The organism is Halothiobacillus diazotrophicus, assembly GCF_001663815.1.
In the GTDB taxonomy this organism is placed as follows: Bacteria; Pseudomonadota; Gammaproteobacteria; order Halothiobacillales; family Halothiobacillaceae; genus Halothiobacillus; species Halothiobacillus diazotrophicus.
On sequence record NZ_CP016027.1, the window covers coordinates 1,232,953 to 1,250,588 of the forward strand.

General features: G+C 59.4%; 20 protein-coding genes. 9 read left to right on the forward strand and 11 right to left on the reverse strand.

What is annotated here, in order from left to right; translation table 11 throughout:
* Window positions 1-35: 35 nt before the first annotated feature.
* Together A9404_RS05450 and coaE are read left to right on the forward strand one after the other, a co-directional pair.
* Window positions 36-926, forward strand: coding sequence for a prepilin peptidase (locus A9404_RS05450; RefSeq protein ID WP_066099259.1), 891 nt, complete (start codon window positions 36-38; stop codon window positions 924-926).
* A 43-nt stretch (window positions 927-969) separates the two neighbouring features.
* The gene (coaE, locus tag A9404_RS05455; protein ID WP_082922762.1) at window positions 970-1,593 is read left to right on the forward strand and encodes a dephospho-CoA kinase; all 624 of its coding nucleotides are present in this window, start codon (window positions 970-972) and stop codon (window positions 1,591-1,593) included.
* Window positions 1,594-1,608: 15 nt separating this feature from the next.
* Here coaE and A9404_RS05460 read toward each other — a convergent pair whose 3' ends face one another.
* Window positions 1,609-2,040 (reverse strand): hypothetical protein, encoded by a 432-nt coding sequence (locus A9404_RS05460; protein ID WP_066099261.1) that lies wholly within the window; start codon window positions 2,038-2,040, stop codon window positions 1,609-1,611.
* Window positions 2,041-2,127: 87 nt separating this feature from the next.
* Here A9404_RS05460 and ygfZ point away from each other — a divergent pair, with 87 nt between their 5' ends.
* The 5 genes from ygfZ (at window position 2,128) to A9404_RS05485 (ending at window position 6,492) form a co-directional block, all read left to right on the forward strand.
* On the forward strand, window positions 2,128-3,168 hold the full coding sequence (gene ygfZ, locus A9404_RS05465) for a CAF17-like 4Fe-4S cluster assembly/insertion protein YgfZ (RefSeq protein ID WP_066099262.1): 1,041 nt from the start codon (window positions 2,128-2,130) through the stop codon (window positions 3,166-3,168).
* Window positions 3,169-3,311: 143 nt separating this feature from the next.
* Complete coding sequence (locus A9404_RS05470) at window positions 3,312-4,103, forward strand: thiazole synthase (protein ID WP_066099263.1); 792 nt, start codon at window positions 3,312-3,314, stop codon at window positions 4,101-4,103.
* A gap of 32 nt (window positions 4,104-4,135) precedes the next feature.
* Complete coding sequence (trmB, locus tag A9404_RS05475) at window positions 4,136-4,861, forward strand: tRNA (guanosine(46)-N7)-methyltransferase TrmB (RefSeq protein WP_066099264.1); 726 nt, start codon at window positions 4,136-4,138, stop codon at window positions 4,859-4,861.
* 4 nt (window positions 4,862-4,865) lie between these two features.
* Window positions 4,866-5,147 carry a YrhK family protein gene (locus tag A9404_RS05480; protein ID WP_066099265.1) on the forward strand — a complete coding sequence of 94 codons (282 nt, stop codon included), beginning with the start codon at window positions 4,866-4,868 and terminating at the stop codon, window positions 5,145-5,147.
* 451 nt (window positions 5,148-5,598) lie between these two features.
* Window positions 5,599-6,492: a phosphoribulokinase gene (locus A9404_RS05485; protein WP_066099266.1), complete on the forward strand. Its 894-nt coding sequence runs from the start codon at window positions 5,599-5,601 to the stop codon at window positions 6,490-6,492.
* 153 nt (window positions 6,493-6,645) lie between these two features.
* On the opposite strand, the gene A9404_RS05490 is transcribed toward A9404_RS05485, so the two are convergent.
* Window positions 6,646-6,876, reverse strand: coding sequence for a DUF2789 domain-containing protein (locus tag A9404_RS05490; RefSeq protein ID WP_066099267.1), 231 nt, complete (start codon window positions 6,874-6,876; stop codon window positions 6,646-6,648).
* A gap of 47 nt (window positions 6,877-6,923) precedes the next feature.
* The gene (gene sohB / locus A9404_RS05495) at window positions 6,924-7,964 is read right to left on the reverse strand and encodes a protease SohB (RefSeq protein WP_066099268.1); all 1,041 of its coding nucleotides are present in this window, start codon (window positions 7,962-7,964) and stop codon (window positions 6,924-6,926) included.
* A gap of 228 nt (window positions 7,965-8,192) precedes the next feature.
* On the opposite strand from sohB, the gene A9404_RS05500 reads away from it, so the two are divergent.
* Window positions 8,193-9,080 (forward strand): Tim44 domain-containing protein, encoded by an 888-nt coding sequence (locus tag A9404_RS05500; protein ID WP_066099269.1) that lies wholly within the window; start codon window positions 8,193-8,195, stop codon window positions 9,078-9,080.
* Window positions 9,081-9,330: 250 nt separating this feature from the next.
* Here A9404_RS05500 and pssA read toward each other — a convergent pair whose 3' ends face one another.
* The 8 genes from pssA to A9404_RS05540 all read right to left on the reverse strand — a co-directional run bounded on the left by pssA (window position 9,331) and on the right by A9404_RS05540 (window position 15,823).
* Complete coding sequence (pssA, locus tag A9404_RS05505) at window positions 9,331-10,152, reverse strand: CDP-diacylglycerol--serine O-phosphatidyltransferase (protein ID WP_066099270.1); 822 nt, start codon at window positions 10,150-10,152, stop codon at window positions 9,331-9,333.
* Between the two features lie 67 nt (window positions 10,153-10,219).
* The gene (ilvC, locus tag A9404_RS05510; protein ID WP_066099271.1) at window positions 10,220-11,236 is read right to left on the reverse strand and encodes a ketol-acid reductoisomerase; all 1,017 of its coding nucleotides are present in this window, start codon (window positions 11,234-11,236) and stop codon (window positions 10,220-10,222) included.
* Between the two features lie 54 nt (window positions 11,237-11,290).
* Complete coding sequence (gene ilvN / locus A9404_RS05515; RefSeq protein ID WP_066099272.1) at window positions 11,291-11,791, reverse strand: acetolactate synthase small subunit; 501 nt, start codon at window positions 11,789-11,791, stop codon at window positions 11,291-11,293.
* 5 nt (window positions 11,792-11,796) lie between these two features.
* Window positions 11,797-13,497 (reverse strand): acetolactate synthase 3 large subunit, encoded by a 1,701-nt coding sequence (locus tag A9404_RS05520; RefSeq protein WP_066099273.1) that lies wholly within the window; start codon window positions 13,495-13,497, stop codon window positions 11,797-11,799.
* Window positions 13,498-13,777: 280 nt separating this feature from the next.
* On the reverse strand, window positions 13,778-14,722 hold the full coding sequence (locus tag A9404_RS05525; RefSeq protein ID WP_066099274.1) for a hypothetical protein: 945 nt from the start codon (window positions 14,720-14,722) through the stop codon (window positions 13,778-13,780).
* A 176-nt stretch (window positions 14,723-14,898) separates the two neighbouring features.
* The gene (locus A9404_RS05530; protein ID WP_082922765.1) at window positions 14,899-15,267 is read right to left on the reverse strand and encodes a DsrE family protein; all 369 of its coding nucleotides are present in this window, start codon (window positions 15,265-15,267) and stop codon (window positions 14,899-14,901) included.
* Complete coding sequence (locus tag A9404_RS05535) at window positions 15,264-15,506, reverse strand: sulfurtransferase TusA family protein (RefSeq protein ID WP_066099275.1); 243 nt, start codon at window positions 15,504-15,506, stop codon at window positions 15,264-15,266. Before A9404_RS05535 ends, A9404_RS05530 begins: the two co-directional genes overlap by 4 nt.
* On the reverse strand, window positions 15,506-15,823 hold the full coding sequence (locus A9404_RS05540; protein WP_066099276.1) for a rhodanese-like domain-containing protein: 318 nt from the start codon (window positions 15,821-15,823) through the stop codon (window positions 15,506-15,508). The genes A9404_RS05535 and A9404_RS05540 overlap by 1 nt, the downstream gene beginning before the upstream one ends.
* A 309-nt stretch (window positions 15,824-16,132) precedes the next feature.
* Here A9404_RS05540 and A9404_RS05545 point away from each other — a divergent pair, with 309 nt between their 5' ends.
* The gene (locus A9404_RS05545; protein WP_066099277.1) at window positions 16,133-17,563 is read left to right on the forward strand and encodes a beta-barrel assembly-enhancing protease; all 1,431 of its coding nucleotides are present in this window, start codon (window positions 16,133-16,135) and stop codon (window positions 17,561-17,563) included.
* Window positions 17,564-17,636 lie beyond the last annotated feature (73 nt).

Consider the following 17,636-nt stretch of genomic DNA (forward strand, 5'->3'; position numbering starts at 1 on the left):
AAAACAACCCCCTCGGCTCAAAAGCCATCGATATCATGACGCTACTTGCCACGTGGGCTGCCTTTTTCACCGAATATCCAGCCGTGTGGCTGGGGTTCGCATTCATTCTCGGACTGCTGATCGGCAGCTTTCTCAACGTCGTGATTCACCGCCTGCCCCGCATGATGCAGGCAGAGTGGCACCGGGATTGCCGGGAACTGCTCGAACTGCCCCCCGAGCCCGATACGGCTTCTCCATTCAATCTCCTGCATCCGCGCTCGGCCTGCCCTCATTGCCAGACACCCATCAAAAGCTGGCAGAACATCCCGCTCATCAGCTGGTTGCTGCTGCGCGGGAAATGCGCCCAATGCGGCCATGCCATCAGCATGCAGTACCCCCTGATCGAGCTGCTGAGCGGTGGACTGACCCTATTGGCGGCCTGGCAATTCGGCCCCGGTGCCACGGCGGTCGCCGTCTGGGTACTCGGGTGGGTACTGATCGCAGCAGCGATCATCGACCTGAAAACCACGCTCCTGCCGGACGTACTCACCCTTCCGCTGCTCTGGCTGGGGCTTTTGCTGGCGCTTACCGGGATCGGTACAACCGTCACCCTCAAGGATGCCGTCCTGGGTGCCATGGTCGGCTATCTGTCGCTCTGGTCGATCTACTGGCTGTTCAAGCTGACCACCGGTCGCGAGGGCATGGGATATGGAGACTTCAAATTGCTGGCGGCCCTGGGCGCCTGGCTGGGCTGGCACCAGCTTCCGCTCGTATTACTGCTTTCCGCAGGCGTTGGTGCCGTCATCGGCATCGGGATGATTCTCTTCCTGAAGCACGACAAGCGTATTCCCATCCCCTTCGGCCCCTATCTGGCCAGCGCGGGCCTCCTGGCCTACTACCTGGGGATGCCCATCCTGGATTTGTATCTCGGCGCGCATCGGTTTTAGCGGATGAGCGAAGGTAAAGCCCTCTATCCCGTCGTCGGAGCCAATGTCTGAGATGGGCCTCCTGATCGGCCTCACTGGCGGAATTGCCAGCGGCAAAAGTACCGTGGCAGGGCTACTGTCCGATGCGCAAATCCCGATTGTCGACACGGACCAATTGAGCCGGGAACTGGTCGAACCCGGTACCCCCGCACTCATGGCCATCGTCGACGCCTTCGGGCCATCCATCCTGCAACCGGACCATCAGCTGGATCGCGGCGCATTACGCAAGCGAATCCTCGCGGATCCACACGCACGCAGGCTGCTGGAGGAAATCCTGCACCCACCGATTCGCCAGCTCGCCCAGGCGCGCGCCCGTCATTTGGCCGAAACCCATCCGATCGTGGTCATTGTCATCCCCCTGCTGGCCGAAGAGAGCGTCTACCCCCATTACCGATGGCTGGACCATATCGTCGCGGTGACCACGACCCCGGCATTACAACACGCCAGACTGCTGACCCGTCCTGGCATCGATGGGCAACAGGCCGATCAACTGCTGCAGGCGCAGGTTCGGGACGACCGGCGTCGTGCGATCGCGGATTTCTGTCTCGACAATTCAGGCGACCTTGCACATCTCCAGCGTCAGGTCGGGGCGTTACTGCGGGAACTGCAGAAACGCATTACCGATTAGCCCCTTCAGGGAAGTTCACTGATTCAGGTAGAGCCAGCGCTGGAGTTGCCACCAGGCAACATCGCCCACGCGCCGCCGGGTGACCCAGATATCGATCCGCCCCGCTGGCCCCGACAGGGAAAGCCCGACCAGAGCCACGCCCCGCCAGTTCACGGTCAGCGAGCCCTCTACCCAGGCACCGTCGGCAGTCTGCGCCTGCCACCGCATACGATCGCCGACCAGAGCCAATTGCCCCGACGCGAACCAAGCCGATGGTCGCCAACGAAAGGCGGAAGCGAGCACTACGCCGCCAGCCACCAGCAGCACCAAGGCAAGCAAGGGCAAGGACAACCCCATCAAGAGCGTCGTCGCCATCAACGAAACCGACACCAGCGCATGCATGGCGAACCAGACAGCGGTCAGGCGATGGTCCTCACGCAAGGCTCCCTGCCATCCCTGCTCCTTCATGACATCCTCCCTGCATCGAGATTTCCGTGCATTCGGCCCGTAAATGCTATTCTTGATAGCCTACCGAATCATGCAAGATACCCAATCATGAATACCGAGTGGACCACATTTCTGCAGCAACAATCCGTCAACACCGCACCGAGTTGCGCGCAGGCTCCGGTTCGCATGGTGCTGCCGAATCGCGCCAGCATCAGCATCGTCGGTGCCGAAGCGGGGGCGTTTCTGCAAGCCATGCTCACCCAGGAAATCCTGACGCGCACACCGGATCAGGCTGTTTTCGCCGCCCTGTGCAATGCCAAGGGCAGAACCCTCGGCACCCTGCTGGTTCATCCGGTCCAAACGGATCCCGATCAGCAGGCGTATCGGCTGACCATTCCCGCCGATCTGGCACCTGAACTGATCAAGACCTTACGGCTCTACCTGCTGCGGCGCAAACTGCAACTGGATGTGGACACGAATTGGGGTTTTCTCGGGCTCATCAACCCCTCCGAGTCGATTCTGACCGATATGGGCTTCACATCGAACACCCATTCGTCCCTGGAACAGCACGTCCTGCCCAACGGCCTGATCGCAACCTGGGAGCAGCGCAGCGAAATCGCTCGATTGTCGATACAGGGCCCGACGACCGAGCTGGTCAGCGTGTGGAACCGTCTTGCCCCATCGGAGACCGTCGATCCACAAACCTGGAATCATGCGGAAATCCTGGACGGCATCGCACAGATCGCGCCCGAAACCTACCAGCATTTCGTCCCCCAATGGCTGAATCTCGATCTGAAGGATGGCATCAGCTTCAAGAAGGGCTGCTATCCCGGCCAGGAAGTCATCGCACGACTGCACTACTTGGGGAAACCCAACCGGCGCCTTCTGATCGGGCAATGCAGTCACCCCGACATGCTCCGGCCGGGCACCCCCATCTCTCTTCGAAACGATGCGGCGACGGAAGCGGGTGAAATCGTCAGCAGCGCACCACAACCCGCCTACGCTGGCACCGGGCAGATATTTCTTGCCGTCGTTCGTCTCAAACACATACATGATCAACTGGCGATCAACGGCACGCCCTGCAGCCTGCACACCCGCTCACTGACGTTCGAAACCTCATCAGAAGAAGAGGAAGCGCAGACCCACTGATCGACGCAGCACCCTCAACCCGACATGCCGGACGCAACGAATGAACGGCTCAGTTGAAAGCCGTACGCCAGCGGCGTAAGGTGACCGCCGTCACAAAGCATCCGGCGCAAAATACCGCCCATCCCGAACCGTAGAACGAATCGATGAACCAGACCCAAAACGACCTTTTGACCATCGGCAAACGCCAATTCCACTCCCGCCTGCTGACCGGCACCGGAAAATTCAAGGATCTCGACGAAACCCAGGCCGCCACACAGGCTGCCGGATCGCAAATCGTCACGGTCGCCATCCGCCGCAGCAACATTGGCCAGAATCCGGGCGAACCGAACCTCCTCGACGTACTGCCGCCCGAGCAGTACACCATTCTGCCGAATACCGCCGGCTGCTATACCGCCGAGGATGCCGTACGCACCTGCCGCCTCGCCCGCGAACTGCTGGATGGACACAATCTGGTGAAGCTCGAGGTACTCGGTGATCAGAAGACCCTTTACCCCGACGTGGTGGCGACCCTGAAGGCCGCCGAGCAACTGGTCGCCGATGGCTTCGACGTCATGGTCTACACCTCCGACGACCCCATTCTCTGCCAGCGCCTCGAGGAAATCGGCTGTGTCGCGGTGATGCCGCTGGCCGCCCCGATCGGCTCGGGCCTGGGCATCCAAAACAAGTACAACCTGCTGACGATCATCGAGAACGCAAACGTCCCGATCATCGTCGACGCCGGTGTCGGCACCGCCTCCGATGCCGCGATCGCCATGGAACTAGGTTGCGACGGCGTCCTGATGAACACGGCGATCGCTGCGGCCAAAAACCCGGTGCTGATGGCTTCGGCCATGAAAAAGGCCATTGAGGCCGGACGTGAAGCCTTCCTGGCCGGACGCATGCCTCGCAAGCGTTACGCCAGCGCCTCCTCGCCGGTCGACGGCCTGTTTTTCTGATCCCGACGCCTATTCGAACCGCCATAATCATCATGACGACCGAACCCTTGTTGACCGACACATCGACCCCGGAATCCTTCAGCCGCCGGATTCGTTCCTTCATCCGCCGGGAAGGACGACTCACCGTGGCACAAACCCGTGCACTGGCCGAATTGATGCCGCGCTTCGGCCTGGCGGCGCAGGGGCCGATCATCGATCAATCCGCCCTCTTCGGCCGCACGGCCCCGCTGACACTGGAGATCGGCTTCGGAAACGGGGAAAGCCTGTTGGACATGGCCCAGGCGGCACCGGACCAGGACTTCATCGGCATCGAAGTCCATCGCCCAGGCGTGGGCCATCTCCTGCTCGGCATCGAACAGCGGGGTCTGACGAACATCCGCGTGATGAACGACGATGCCGTCCCGTTCATCCAGCAACGCATCGGTCCGGCCCAGCTCGATCGGCTCCTGCTGTACTTCCCCGATCCCTGGCACAAGGCCCGCCATCACAAGCGCCGAATCGTACAGCCGGATTTCGCGGACCTGATCGCCGAACGCCTCAAGCCGGGAGGAATCTGGCACCTGGCCACCGACTGGGCGAACTATGCCGAACACATGCGCGACGTACTCGATGCCCATGCGGCCTTCACGTCACTGCATCAGGGCACGGGCGTCGCCGCACGGCCGGACTGGCGCCCGGAAACGAAATTCGAACGACGCGGCATCCGTTTGGGACATGAAGTCTTCGATCTCGTCTACCGACGCAAGGAAACCGCCTGAGCCGATGACGGAAAAAGCGACAGAAAACAACACGCTTGAGCTACAGTTCGGCAACGAGGTGCTGGTGATCCGCCAGCGCTATGAAGTGGCCCTGATCCTCAACGATTTTCTGATCGCCATCTGGTTCGTTATTGGCAGCGCCTGCTTTCTCGTACCCAATATGGCCACGATCGGCGCCTGGATTTTCCTGTTCGCCTCGCTGCAATTCCTGATTCGGCCGGTGATCGGTTTAATTCGACATCTGCACCTCAAGCGACTGCAACCCATTCCTAACAGCAAAGCCTGACCTTCACTCATCCTGCCCATTAAAACCCCAGGAAAATAAGGGATCACACCAGGAATCCCGTACCCAGCCCAAACACGGCAGCGCATATCTATCGGCACTTGCCCCGCAGGCGCTTAACCCCTAATATCAGCAGGATTGTCCCCAGGTTCACGATTCCGGATTTCTTCTTGGTCAGAAACTTGGACCGGAACCGGATCGCTGCGAAAATAAGCGTTCAAGGCATGGGCATTACCCGCCTGGCCTCCTGATTCTCCCGACTTGACGAATGCAATTGTCGGTAGAGGATCTGACGGTTCGCTGATTGCGCCGAGATGGGGAATGAAAAAGCACGCCGAGTACGGTTCGAGGGCACCCAGTCGACCGAGCCCCGTACGCATGACGTTCAGGTAGCGACTCGGCTCAGTATTTCAACCCGGTTTTTATTTTGTTTAAGCTTCCTTAAGGAGTAGATATGTCCGTCAAACATCCTGTCGTTGCAGTCACCGGTTCATCTGGCGCCGGCACGACCACGGTCAAGCGTGCGTTCGAACACATTTTCCATCGTGAAAATCTGACCCCGGTCGTGATCGAGGGTGATAGCTTCCACAGTCTGAGCCGGATGGAATTCCGCGAAGCCGTCAAGAAGGCGGAAGCTTCAGGCAACTTCTCCTTCTCACATTTCGGCCCCGAAGCCAACCACTTCGACAAGCTGGGCGAACTGTTCAAGACCTACGGCGAAAGCGGTACCGGCAAAAAGCGTTATTACATCCACAGCGATCAGGAAGCGGTCGAGCACAATGCCCGACTGAACACCAACCTCAAGCCGGGTGAATTCACGCCCTGGGAAGACATTCCGGCTGGTACCGACCTGCTGTTCTACGAAGGCCTGCATGGCCTCGTCAAGACCGATGCCGTCGACATTGCCTCGCACGTGGACCTGGGCGTAGGCGTCGTGCCGATCGTCAACCTCGAGTGGATCCAGAAGATCTTCCGCGACAACGCGGAACGGGGCTACTCCGCCGAAGCGACCGTCGACACCATCCTGCGTCGCATGCCGGACTATATCAACTACATCACCCCGCAGTTCTCGAACACGGACATCAACTTCCAGCGCGTGCCCACGGTTGATACCTCCAACCCGTTCATCACGCGGGACATTCCGACCCCGGACGAAAGTTTCGTGATCATCCGCTTCCGCGAACCGGAAAAGGCCGGTGCGGACTTCCCGTTCCTGCTCAACATGATCCCGAACTCCTTCATGTCTCGATACAACACGATCGTCGTACCGGGCGGCAAGATGAGCTATGCCATGGATCTGATCCTGACGCCGATGATTCATCGCATGATCGAGAAGCGCAACGGCTAACGCCCGAGCGCGATCGGTATCACCGAAGGCCCCGACCGGCAGTAGCCGGGCGGGGCCTAGCTTATTGGCGCCGACCAAAACCCCAAGCTAAGCGGGTGAGCGGGCGGACGGCCGCCACTTCCTCAGAGTGACGGGTACCGCGTGTTCCTGCCGTCAGCGCAATAAAGCATCGAGATGATCGACCGCTTCCGCCCAATCGGCATCCTGAGCCAAGGCCTCGCGCAGAAAGGTCGACTGGGCTGGCGTCCAGAACGGTGCATCGGCAAGAGCGATCTCGGGAGACAGTGGCCCATGCGCCTGAATGAAGGCGTCGATATCCTGCTTCCGGTCCGAAAGGCCCAGTTGGGCAAACAACTCGGGTACGGCATGAAAACTCTGCTCCATGGAAACCTCCTCAAGCGACGATACGCGTAGCGCGCCGGTTAGAAACCTCAGACGCGTTCAAGCGGGTTAGTCGATTTCTCGCGAACCTGATCGATGAACAAGGATAGGATACGTACCGCCCCCTGTTCCACCGAGCCGCGCAATCGATTGGCCAAGGGCTTCGGTCGAATCAATCGCACCTCGAAGACATCCCGTTCCTGACACCGTCGTGCGATGAGTTCGTCGCTAGTCGCCAAGGCATCCACCAGCCCCAGGGGCGCAGCTTGGGTAGCGAACCAGTACTCGCCGGTTGCCAACTTCGTCAGATCCAGCTCGGGACGATATTTCTGAAGAAACGCCTTGAACAAGGCATGGGTTTCGTTGAGCTGACTTTGGAATTTCTCGCGGCCCTCCGGCGTGTTCTCGCCCAGGACAGTCAGCGTACGCTTGTACTCGCCCGCCGTCAGCAGCTCGATATCGACATCATGACGCTTGAGCAGGCGGTGGATGTTGGGAATTTCCGCGACCACGCCGATCGAACCGACGATGGCAAAGGGTGCCGCGACAATTTGCGGTGCAACGGCAGCCATCATGTAGCCGCCACTGGCCGCCACCTTGTCGATTGCCACCGTCAATGACAGACCGGCCTCCCGAAGCCGGACCAACTGAGCTGCGGCCAAACCATAAGACGTCACGAGTCCGCCGCCACTTTCGAGGCAGACCAGAACCTCGTCTCCCTCCGGTCGGGCAGCGTCCACGATGGCCGAAACCTCCTCACGCAGAGCCTCGACCTGACTGGCCCGGAGATCGCCGTGAAAGCGCAAGACAAACGTTCTGGGACGCCCTCCTTCAGACTGTGCTTGTTCGACCTTCCGCGCCTTCTGGACCGATTTACGCCATTGTCGAAACTGCTTGGCCGACAATATGCCCTTTTCCAACTGTTCGCGTCGATCAGCGTACTGATCGTTCAGACGTTTCACCGAGAGCGACCCGGCCGAAGCGTTGTTCCGCTGCCGCAGTGAAACGATAGCCGCCACCAGCACCAAAGCGGCCAAAACCCAGGTCACGGTCTTCGCCAGAAACAAACCATAATCGGTCAAAAATTCCATGCCATCCTCATTTACGCTTCACCAACTTCAAACTCAGAGTATCACCGCCCCGAACGGTTCCCAAGGCATGCCCGGACCAGGTGATCGTGCGCACGAGCAGCCTTTATCATGCAGGAAGTATTTAATTCCCCTGCTACACGAAACTTCCTGAAAGGACGTGCAACGGGGCTATCCAACCCCTAGAATGAAAACGCATATTGATCCATTTCAAGTAATCGGGAATCGCACATGATCATCAAAAAGACTGCCGCATTCATCACGACCGTCCTGGTGAGCCTCGGCCTAGTCCTGGCTCTGGGCCTGCAAAGCGCAGAAGCCAAACGACTTGGCTCGGGCGGCAGTTTCGGCTATAGCAAGCCGAATTATGCCCGTCAGGCGACGACACCGGCCACAAAACCCGCAACGCCCCCTGCTGCCGCAACACCCGCAGCCGCTGGCGCGCGCAACTGGATGGGTCCGCTGGCTGGCCTGGCTGCAGGCGGGCTTCTCGCTGCTCTCTTCTTCGGTGGCGCATTCGATGGTCTGAAGCCGATGGACTTCCTGCTCATCGCCCTGTTGGCCATTGGCGCTTACCTGATCATTCGCGCCCTGCGCAAGCCAACCGCCCCATCCGGCATGACCCCTTATGCCAACACCGGCGCACCGTTGAACGGCGTGGACCACGAGCCCATGAACCGTGGGATGGCAGGCACCGGTCTCGGCGCCGTGCCGCCGGCACCGTTGGCCGATGCGCCCCAGTGGTTCAACGAAACCAGCTTCCTGCGGGGAGCCCAACACCACTTCACCAGCCTGCAGAAAGCCTGGGATGCCAACGACCTGAATACGCTCCGCGAGTATTTCACGCCGGAGATGTTTGCCGCATTGAGTGCGGAACGCAATCGACTGGGCGATCTCAACAACGTCACGGAGGTTCAGTCTCTGGACGCCCAACTCCTGGACATCACCCGGGAGGGCAACGTCGTCGTGGCCTCCGTGCTTTTTCAGGGCCGCCTGCGCGAAAACTACGGCCTGCCGGAGGAAATTGCCGAGATCTGGCATGTTCAGCATGCGGCAGATAACCCCGAGGGCGACTGGCTGATTGCCGGCATCCAGCAGCATCAGCAGCCCATGCACTGACCTGCCAAATATTGACAAGATCTCCCAGGCCCGGTCATGTCCGGGCCTTTTCATTGGCTGAACACCCCACGCATTCTGCGTGTTCGGGTCGACACGGACTCGGGACTAAGGACTCGGGTGGCCGAGTATCGCGCCGAGGTGATTCCATCGTATCGCTCGAACTACCCCACCGCGGTCCGAACATCCCGAGAAAAAATGAAGCCCGGTCAGAGCCGGGCTTCAACTTCGACATCAATCCGTGGGGAACCTCTCAGGATCCGCTGGGCCGCCGTACGACAAGCCGCTTCAGACGACGACCCAGGAACCACAACGGTGCCGAAAGCGCATAACCCAGGGCCAGCAACCAGAGCGTCAGGGCAAAGTCCTTGAGCGCCAGCACGAAGATCAGGATCAGGACGGGCACGCTCAGGAACGAGACCCGCAAGCGCGGGCTGACGCTCTTGAAGCTGTAGTAGGGCAAGCTCGATACCATCAGCAGGCCCGTGGTCACCGTAATCACCCAGACCCAGCCGATGTTTTCATAGAACGGAATCTGCTGCTCCTCGAAAAACCAGACCATGCCCATCAGCACGGCGGCCGCGGCTGGCGAAGCAAGCCCCACGAAATAACGCTTGTCGACCGTTTCGACCTGGACGTTGAACCGTGCCAGTCGAATTGCGGCCGAGGCCACGAACACGAACGCACCCAGCATGCCCCAGCGATCGCCAATGCCGTAGAGACTCCACAGGAACACCACGACGGCGGGCGCGAGGCCGAAGGCGATCACGTCCGACAAGGAGTCGTACTGAACGCCGAACGCCGACTGCGTGCCGGTCAATCGCGCGACACGACCATCCAGACCATCGAGCAGCATGGCCACGAACACGGCAATGCTGGCCTGCTCGAAATCGCCCTGAATCGCCCGCAGCATCGCAAAAAAACCGGCGAACAGGGCGCCGGTGGTGATCAGGTTGGGCAACAGGTAGATCGCCTTTCGCGGATGCACCCGCTGGACATGATCATCGACATGACCCTGTTGCCCCGCATCCGGGGATTCGGTCATTGGGACAGGCTGTTCGGCTTCTGGTTTCATGGGCACCCCCTGACAATTCGGGGGCCCATGGCCCCCGGTCTACGCTCTGATTTTAGCGAGTCAATTCTTAATTGCGATCCTTGTCCACGATCTTGTTCGCGGAGATCCACGGCATCATGTTACGCAGACGCTCGCCGACCTGCTCGATCGGGTGGGCGGCATTCTGACGACGACGCGCGGTCATTGACGGATAGTTGGTCGCACCTTCCAGAATGAAGTTCTTGGCATACTCGCCGCTCTGGATGTTCTTCAGCGCTTCGCGCATCGCCCAGCGGGACTCTTCGTTGATCACCTGCGGGCCGGTGACGTACTCACCGTACTCGGCATTGTTGGAGATCGAGTAGTTCATGTTGGCGATGCCGCCTTCGTACATCAAGTCGACGATCAGCTTCAGCTCGTGCAGACATTCGAAGTAGGCCATTTCCGGCGGGTAACCCGCTTCGACCAAGGTCTCGAAACCGGCCTTGACCAGTTCGACGGTACCGCCACACAGAACGGCCTGCTCACCGAACAGATCGGTTTCGGTCTCGTCCTTGAAGGTGGTCTCGATGATGCCGGTGCGACCACCGCCCACGGCAGAAGCATAGGACAGCGCGAGTTCTTTCGCAGAACCGGAAGCGTCCTGGTGTACTGCGATGAGATCCGGGATACCGCCGCCACGGACGAACTCGGAACGGACGGTGTGGCCCGGCGCCTTCGGCGCGATCATGATCACGTCGAGGTCGGCACGTGGCACGATCTGGTTGTAGAGGATCGAAAAACCGTGTGCGAACGCCAGGGTCGCGCCCTGCTTCAGGTTCGGCTCGATGTCGTTACGATAGATGGCAGCCTGATGCTCGTCGGGCGCGAGAATCATGATGACGTCGGCAGCGGCAACGGCTTCGGCGATCGGCAGCACGGTGAGGCCTTCGGCCTGAGCCTTGCGGGCGGAGGCGGAACCGGCACGCAGCGCGACCGTCACGTTGACGCCGGAGTCCTTCAGGTTCAGGGCATGGGCATGGCCCTGGGAACCGTAGCCGATGATCGTGACTTTCTTGCCCTGGATCAGCGACAGGTCACAATCTTTATCGTAATAAACTTGCATCTGGAATATCTCCCCTCAAAACAATCGTTATAAATCAGTCGGAAATTCGGTCGATCAGGCTTCCGGAATCGCCATGCCCCGCGGCCCCCGGGAAATGCCCAGGGCGCCGGAGCGCACGATTTCCACGACGGGAATCGGGCCCAGGGCCGCCAGGAAGGCGTCCAGCTTGTGGCCAGGGCCGATCATCTGAATCGTATAGCTCGATTCGCTCACATCGATGATCTGTCCGCGGAAGATTTCCGCCAGACGGTAGACCTCCTCCCGTGAGCTGTCGATCGCCTGCACCTTGATCAGCATCAATTCACGCTCGATGTGCGGTGCGTCGGCCATGTCCTGCACCTTGACCACGTCGATCAGCTTGTTCAACTGCTTGATGATCTGCTCGATGATCTGGTCGTCCCCGTGGGTGACCAGGGTCATGCGCGAGAGCGTTTCGTCATTGGTCGGCGCCACGCACAGGGATTCGATATTGTAGCCGCGCGCCGAAAACAGGCCCGCCACGCGGGACAATGCGCCCGCCTCGTTCTCCATCAGAATGGAAATGATATGTCGCATCGTCGTTACACCAGAATCATTTCGTTCAGACCCGCACCGGCAGGCACCATCGGGAAGACGTTCTCCGTCGGATCCGTCTGGAAGTCCATGAACACCAGACGATCCTTCAGGGCGAAGGCTTCACGCAGCGCGCCCTCGACATCCGATGCCTTCTCGATACGCATGCCCACATGACCATAGGACTCGGCCAGCTTGACGAAATCCGGCAGCGCTTCCATGTAGCTCATGGCGTAGCGCCCGGAGTAGAAGAACTCCTGCCACTGACGCACCATGCCGAGATAGCGGTTGTTCAGGCTGACGACCTTGACGGGCAGATGGTACTGCAGCGCCGTCGACAGCTCCTGGATGCACATCTGGATGCTGCCTTCGCCGGTAACGCAGACCACCTCCTCGTCGGGATAGGCATACTTCACGCCCAAGGCGGCCGGCAAGCCGAAGCCCATCGTGCCCAGGCCGCCGGAGTTGATCCAGCGATTCGGCTTGTCGAAACCGTAATACTGCGCAGCCCACATCTGGTGCTGACCGACATCGGAGGTCACGAAGGCATCGCCCTTGGTGATCTCCCAGAGCTTCTGGACGACGTACTGCGGCTTGATGATCTCCCCGTTCGTCTTGTAATCCAGGCAACGCATGGCGCGCCATTGCTCGATCTGCTTCCACCAGGCCGCCAGGGCCTCGGGCTGCTTCGCCCCGCCGGCGTCGGCGATCAGCGGGAGCATCTCTTCGAGCACCGCCTTGACGGCGCCGACGATCGGCACGTCGACGATCACGTTCTTGGAAATGGAGGCCGGATCGATATCCACATGGACGATCTTCGCCGTCGGGCAGAATTTTGCCAGGTTGCCGGTGACCCGATCGTCGAAACGGGCGCCGATCGCGATCAACACGTCGCAGTGGTGGACCGCCATGTTTGCTTCGTACGTCCCATGCATCCCCAGCATGCCCAGGAATTGCGGGTCGCTGGCGGGGAAGGCGCCAAGCCCCATCAGGGTGTTGGTGATGGGATAGTTCAACAGGCGCGCGAACTGGGTGAGCTGCTCGGCCGCACCGCCGAGCACCACCCCGCCGCCCGTGTAGATCATGGGCCGTTCGGCGTTCAGGATGAGATCGATGGCCTTGCGGATCTGACCGGTATGTCCCTTGACGGTCGGATGGTAGGAACGGAGCGCGACCGTTTCCGGATAGCTGAACGGAATCAGCACGTTCGGATCGACCATGTCCTTGGGAATATCGACCACCACGGGGCCGGGACGACCGGTGGTGGCGATATAGAAGGCCTTCTTCATGGTTTCGGCCAACTCGTTCACGTTCTTGACCAGGAAGTTGTGCTTGACGCAGGGACGCGTGATCCCGACGTTGTCCACTTCCTGGAACGCATCGTTGCCGATGAGATGACTCGGCACCTGCCCGGTGATCACCACCATGGGAATGGAGTCCATGTACGCCGTCGCGATACCGGTCACCGCATTCGTGGCGCCCGGCCCGGACGTCACCAGCACGACGCCCGGCTTACCCGTCGCCCGCGCATAACCATCGGCCATGTGCACGGCACCCTGCTCGTGACGAACCAGGACATGCTTCACATCATCCTGTTGGAACAGCGCATCGTAAATATGCAAGACGGCCCCGCCCGGGTAGCCGAAAACCGCCTCGACCCCCTCGGCCTTCAGGCACTCAACCAGGATTTGACCACCGGACAATTCCACGCGAATTTCTCTCTATTAAATTGTGTCGTAGGGATAAGGGAATTTGGCCGGAACCTACCGACTCGCCGCGCGCGTTGAACGGGGCAAAACGGACAGGGACCAACCACTCCAGATCTGCGCTCACGCCTGTACGTGTATCAGCCGCATGAATCAAGCCGGCTAATATAGCTGGATATGGCAAGAATTGCATCGAATCATTGCAAAATGATCGAGATATCCCCATAAACCGGATGGTCAAACCCAGCACCCCGGCACCCCGATGCCAGGGGAACGCTTGGGTTCAGAACGATCCGAAACCGTTATCCGAACCGGTTGTATCGCTGATGACGGTTCCACCCAATGCCTTGCGCAAGACGCTCTGAATGGCGCCGGGCGCGTCGCGCAGCTTGAAGAAGGAAGCATCGGAACCCATCATGGGCAAGTCGGGGAAAAACAAAGCCATGCGGAACCGGAGATTCAAACCCTCCGCGTTACGGTCCCTCAGCACGACTTCGTAGGGCAGAAAGGCATAACGATGAGGCGCGGGGCCGGGATCAACCGACTGGACCAATTTAGCCCCGTTGGCATCGGGATTCTTGCCGGCCAAATCAACACCGAATACAACCTCATCCCGACCGGGAATCTTGATCTCGTAGACCAGACGGACGCCATCGGTTCCCGCCCTAAGTCGACTGGCTATCTGCTGGGTGCCGGCCTGAAACCCCTTGAAGCTCCCCAGATCCATCGGGTCGGTGAATGTTTCCATCCCGAAGGTGTACTGATAATTCCGCAATTCCGACGCCGGTCGGGGTTTTGCCCCAAAGGATTTTTCGTTACCGAGAACCGTGCTCAGCGCCTTGGCCACATCCGTGTTGTCGTTGGCCAGACGATAGCCCGCCGCCACATATTGCGGATTCATGTAGGTCACGAAGGTTTTCCCGTCAACGGATTCCAGTGCCACACTCAACGCTGCGCCGTAACCACCGCGCTCCGTGGCAGCCGCATTCCTCAGCATGCTCGGGCTCGAAATCGAAATGACCGTGACATTCTTCACGGGGGAATACCGCCCAACCACGTCAAATCCCCCCTTGCCCAATGCCGCAACCACCGTCTTCGTCGCATCCGACAAGCCCGATGAAAGCGTCGTTCCCTCGATGAAGGGCTGCAGCCCCCCTTCCGCAGCATGGGCCGCATTCAGCGAAAGCAACAAGGGGAACAACAGAAGTACACGCAATAACTTGATCATCTCACCCGCCTCTTTGGTTTTTTTGGTTCTCGACGCTGCGTCCCTGACCTTATTTACGGGTTTTCATCCCAAAAACCGCTTTCGTGATGACGTTCGTTTTGTACGAAATCCATGCAAAATCGACAAAGCCCCCGGCAACGGATCTGCCACGGCATCCACGCTCCGACGCATGCGGGTTAGATGAACAGTGAAACGGCGACCGTACGGGCAAACTGATAGAAACTGATCGCGCCGGCCACCTCGACGCCAGGGCACAACTGCTCCGCGGACAACGTCGACTGGGCCAGAGAATCCGAACAGGCGATGAATCGCACCCCCTCGTCCTGACAAAAGCCGAACAACTCCGCAAGATCCGGTTCGAGCTCAGCGTTTTGCGCAAGCCAGGCGATCCCGTGCTGCGTAAAGAAGATTGCGGCCGGATCCCCCAGCGCAACAACGGTTGCCGCCAGAGAAAAAGCCGCTCGCGCAGCTTCTGGCGCATCCTTGCTCAGGATCAGGGCGATCCCGGATCGTTCCGGGGTGGTTGTCGGGAAATCGGGAGTCATCGGCGGCAGACCAGAACAATCTTCAGCCAAGTGGCTCCTTCCTCGTCACGCCCGGGCTCCATGCGCAACAAATCATGCCCGGCCTGTTCGCAATAGGCCTTGAAATCCGCCTCGGCCCCCGGGTCGGTGGCCCAGACCTCAAGCTGAGCCCCGTCCTTCAGCGAAGAAATGGCCTTTCTGGCTTTGAGCAGCGGCATCGGACAGCGGAGTCCTCGTGCATCGACGATGAGGGTCGACATCACTCGGGGGCAACCAGCGGCAAACCGGAGCCCGCCCAATACATGACGCCCCCCTCCAAATTGAACAGCCGATCAATACCCTGCGCCGCCAGGAACTGGCAAGCCTGAGCGGAACGTGCGCCACTATGGCAATACACCACGACATCCTGATCGGTCTTGAATTGGTCGACATTCATCGGGACCAGATGCAAGGGAACCAGCTTTGCCCCCATGATGATGCCGCGAGCGGTTTCCGCCGGACCACGTACGTCGACGAGCAACACCTCGTGCATACGATCTTTCAGCTCTTCCGGAGCAATGCTTTGAAAACTAGACATTCAATTCAACTCACTATAAAAATTGATCTCATCACATTTTGGGGCAACGGAGATTGCGATTCCCAATCTGCGCACCAAACATGGTGCAGGGACTATTTTAGCCAACGAACGGCATGCGCTCACGCAGAATAGCCGCTGTTTTCCTCGCAGGCCGGATACGATGCAAAACCGATCATGCTGGTTGCCAAAGACACCAATCGGATTCCGGTCAGGACTTCATTAGCGAAGATTAATAACATAAACGGCTAGCACTACTCTCATCCAAAAATTTTCACCTCAATCAAATAATCACAAAGGCCGAATGCCGCCATGAATAAAATCGCAGCGCCCCTCATTCTGGTCTGGATCTTTTGTCTTCCCGGATTGGCCACCGCCGACAGCACACGCAGCCATTCGAACTTTTCCAGCCTGAACAGCCAATTACCGGATCTCGGAGACCCTGTAGATCAAACCTTATCGAAGGCGGAGGAGCAGAAAATCGGTGCGGAGGTGTTCGAGAAATTACGTAGCCAGGTCCAGTTCATCGATGACCCTTTGCTTTTGCGCTACCTGAATGACCTGGGGGATCGGTTGATGGCCTCGGCCCCCGGTACCCGCTTCCCGCCCAATTTCATGCTGATCAACAGCCCGACCATCAATGCCTTCACAGTGCCGGGCGGTTATATCGCCGTCTATTCGGGGCTGTTTCTGTTCGCGGATAATGAAAGCGAGCTGGCTGGCGTCCTGGCGCACGAGATCGCCCACGCCACGCATCGGCATATTGCCCAGATGCTTTCTCGGCAATCAGGCAACAGCGCGCTGGTGATCGCGGGATTCGTCGCAGCCTTACTGCTAGGCAGCATCAACCCGGACATGGGTGCCGCCGCCGCGGCATCCAGCGTCGCCGGCGCGACGCAGAACGAAATCAACTTCACCCGCATGCATGAGCGCGAGGCCGACGAGTTCGCCATCCAAACCCTGCAACGCGTCCATATCGACCCGCATGGACTGGTGAGCTTCTTTGAGAAACTGCAACGTCAAAGTGGCGACAACGGTGCGGCACAATATGCATTCCTGCTCACCCATCCCCTGAACAACGAACGCATCAGCGCCGCGGAAGATCGAATCGCAGCAATTCCTCGTGAGCAACTGGGCACGCGGGACAGCCTCTCCTTCCAGCTCGCACGTGCCCGATTAGCCGGACTCACGGGCGCGACGAAGATCCATCTCGGCACACCGGTCGGCGAATCCTATCGGCAGGCCGTACTGGATCAGGCCCATGGCAACTGGACGGCGGCCAGGTCACTGCTCGACAAACTCTATCGCACACACCCGGGAAATCTCTGGTTCGGACTGCCGCTCGCCCAGGTCCTCTTTGCCCACGGACACACCAAGGAAGCCCAGTCGCTTATGGATGAATTACTCGCACTCTATCCAGGCAACGCCATCCTGCTTCGCCAGTCCGTCCACTGGCTGATCAAGACGGGCAACCCGGATCAGGCCTACAAGACCGCTCGGGCCATGATGGAACAGGACCCGGGCAATCGGAGAATCGTGCTCTCTGCAGCAGAAGCTGCGGCGGCAGCGGGGGACCACCTCGGCAGCCATGAACTGCTCGGAAAATATTTCTTGATGGGCAACCAACTGGTGGCCGCCCACCAGGAATACGAACTGGCCTTCAGCTATTCCGCAGGGGATTCACTGGCCCAGGAACGCCTGGATGCCGCGCTCAAGCAGATCGAGTCACGAGCCCGCCCATAATCCGGAAAACGCAATACATTGTAATAAAAGAAATAAAAAAGCAGGGGCGAATTGTCATCGCGAGCAAAAGGAA

Coding starts and splice junctions, on each gene's coding strand:
- A9404_RS05450 (WP_066099259.1), top strand. CDS start 36: ATGACGCTACTTGCCACGTGGGCTGCCTTTTTCACCGAATATCCAGCC.
- coaE (WP_082922762.1), top strand. CDS start 970: ATGTCTGAGATGGGCCTCCTGATCGGCCTCACTGGCGGAATTGCCAGC.
- A9404_RS05460 (WP_066099261.1), bottom strand. CDS start 2,040: ATGAAGGAGCAGGGATGGCAGGGAGCCTTGCGTGAGGACCATCGCCTG.
- ygfZ (WP_066099262.1), top strand. CDS start 2,128: ATGAATACCGAGTGGACCACATTTCTGCAGCAACAATCCGTCAACACC.
- A9404_RS05470 (WP_066099263.1), top strand. CDS start 3,312: ATGAACCAGACCCAAAACGACCTTTTGACCATCGGCAAACGCCAATTC.
- trmB (WP_066099264.1), top strand. CDS start 4,136: ATGACGACCGAACCCTTGTTGACCGACACATCGACCCCGGAATCCTTC.
- A9404_RS05480 (WP_066099265.1), top strand. CDS start 4,866: ATGACGGAAAAAGCGACAGAAAACAACACGCTTGAGCTACAGTTCGGC.
- A9404_RS05485 (WP_066099266.1), top strand. CDS start 5,599: ATGTCCGTCAAACATCCTGTCGTTGCAGTCACCGGTTCATCTGGCGCC.
- A9404_RS05490 (WP_066099267.1), bottom strand. CDS start 6,876: ATGGAGCAGAGTTTTCATGCCGTACCCGAGTTGTTTGCCCAACTGGGC.
- sohB (WP_066099268.1), bottom strand. CDS start 7,964: ATGGAATTTTTGACCGATTATGGTTTGTTTCTGGCGAAGACCGTGACC.
- A9404_RS05500 (WP_066099269.1), top strand. CDS start 8,193: ATGATCATCAAAAAGACTGCCGCATTCATCACGACCGTCCTGGTGAGC.
- pssA (WP_066099270.1), bottom strand. CDS start 10,152: ATGAAACCAGAAGCCGAACAGCCTGTCCCAATGACCGAATCCCCGGAT.
- ilvC (WP_066099271.1), bottom strand. CDS start 11,236: ATGCAAGTTTATTACGATAAAGATTGTGACCTGTCGCTGATCCAGGGC.
- ilvN (WP_066099272.1), bottom strand. CDS start 11,791: ATGCGACATATCATTTCCATTCTGATGGAGAACGAGGCGGGCGCATTG.
- A9404_RS05525 (WP_066099274.1), bottom strand. CDS start 14,722: ATGATCAAGTTATTGCGTGTACTTCTGTTGTTCCCCTTGTTGCTTTCG.
- A9404_RS05530 (WP_082922765.1), bottom strand. CDS start 15,267: ATGACTCCCGATTTCCCGACAACCACCCCGGAACGATCCGGGATCGCC.
- A9404_RS05535 (WP_066099275.1), bottom strand. CDS start 15,506: ATGTCGACCCTCATCGTCGATGCACGAGGACTCCGCTGTCCGATGCCG.
- A9404_RS05540 (WP_066099276.1), bottom strand. CDS start 15,823: ATGTCTAGTTTTCAAAGCATTGCTCCGGAAGAGCTGAAAGATCGTATG.
- A9404_RS05545 (WP_066099277.1), top strand. CDS start 16,133: ATGAATAAAATCGCAGCGCCCCTCATTCTGGTCTGGATCTTTTGTCTT.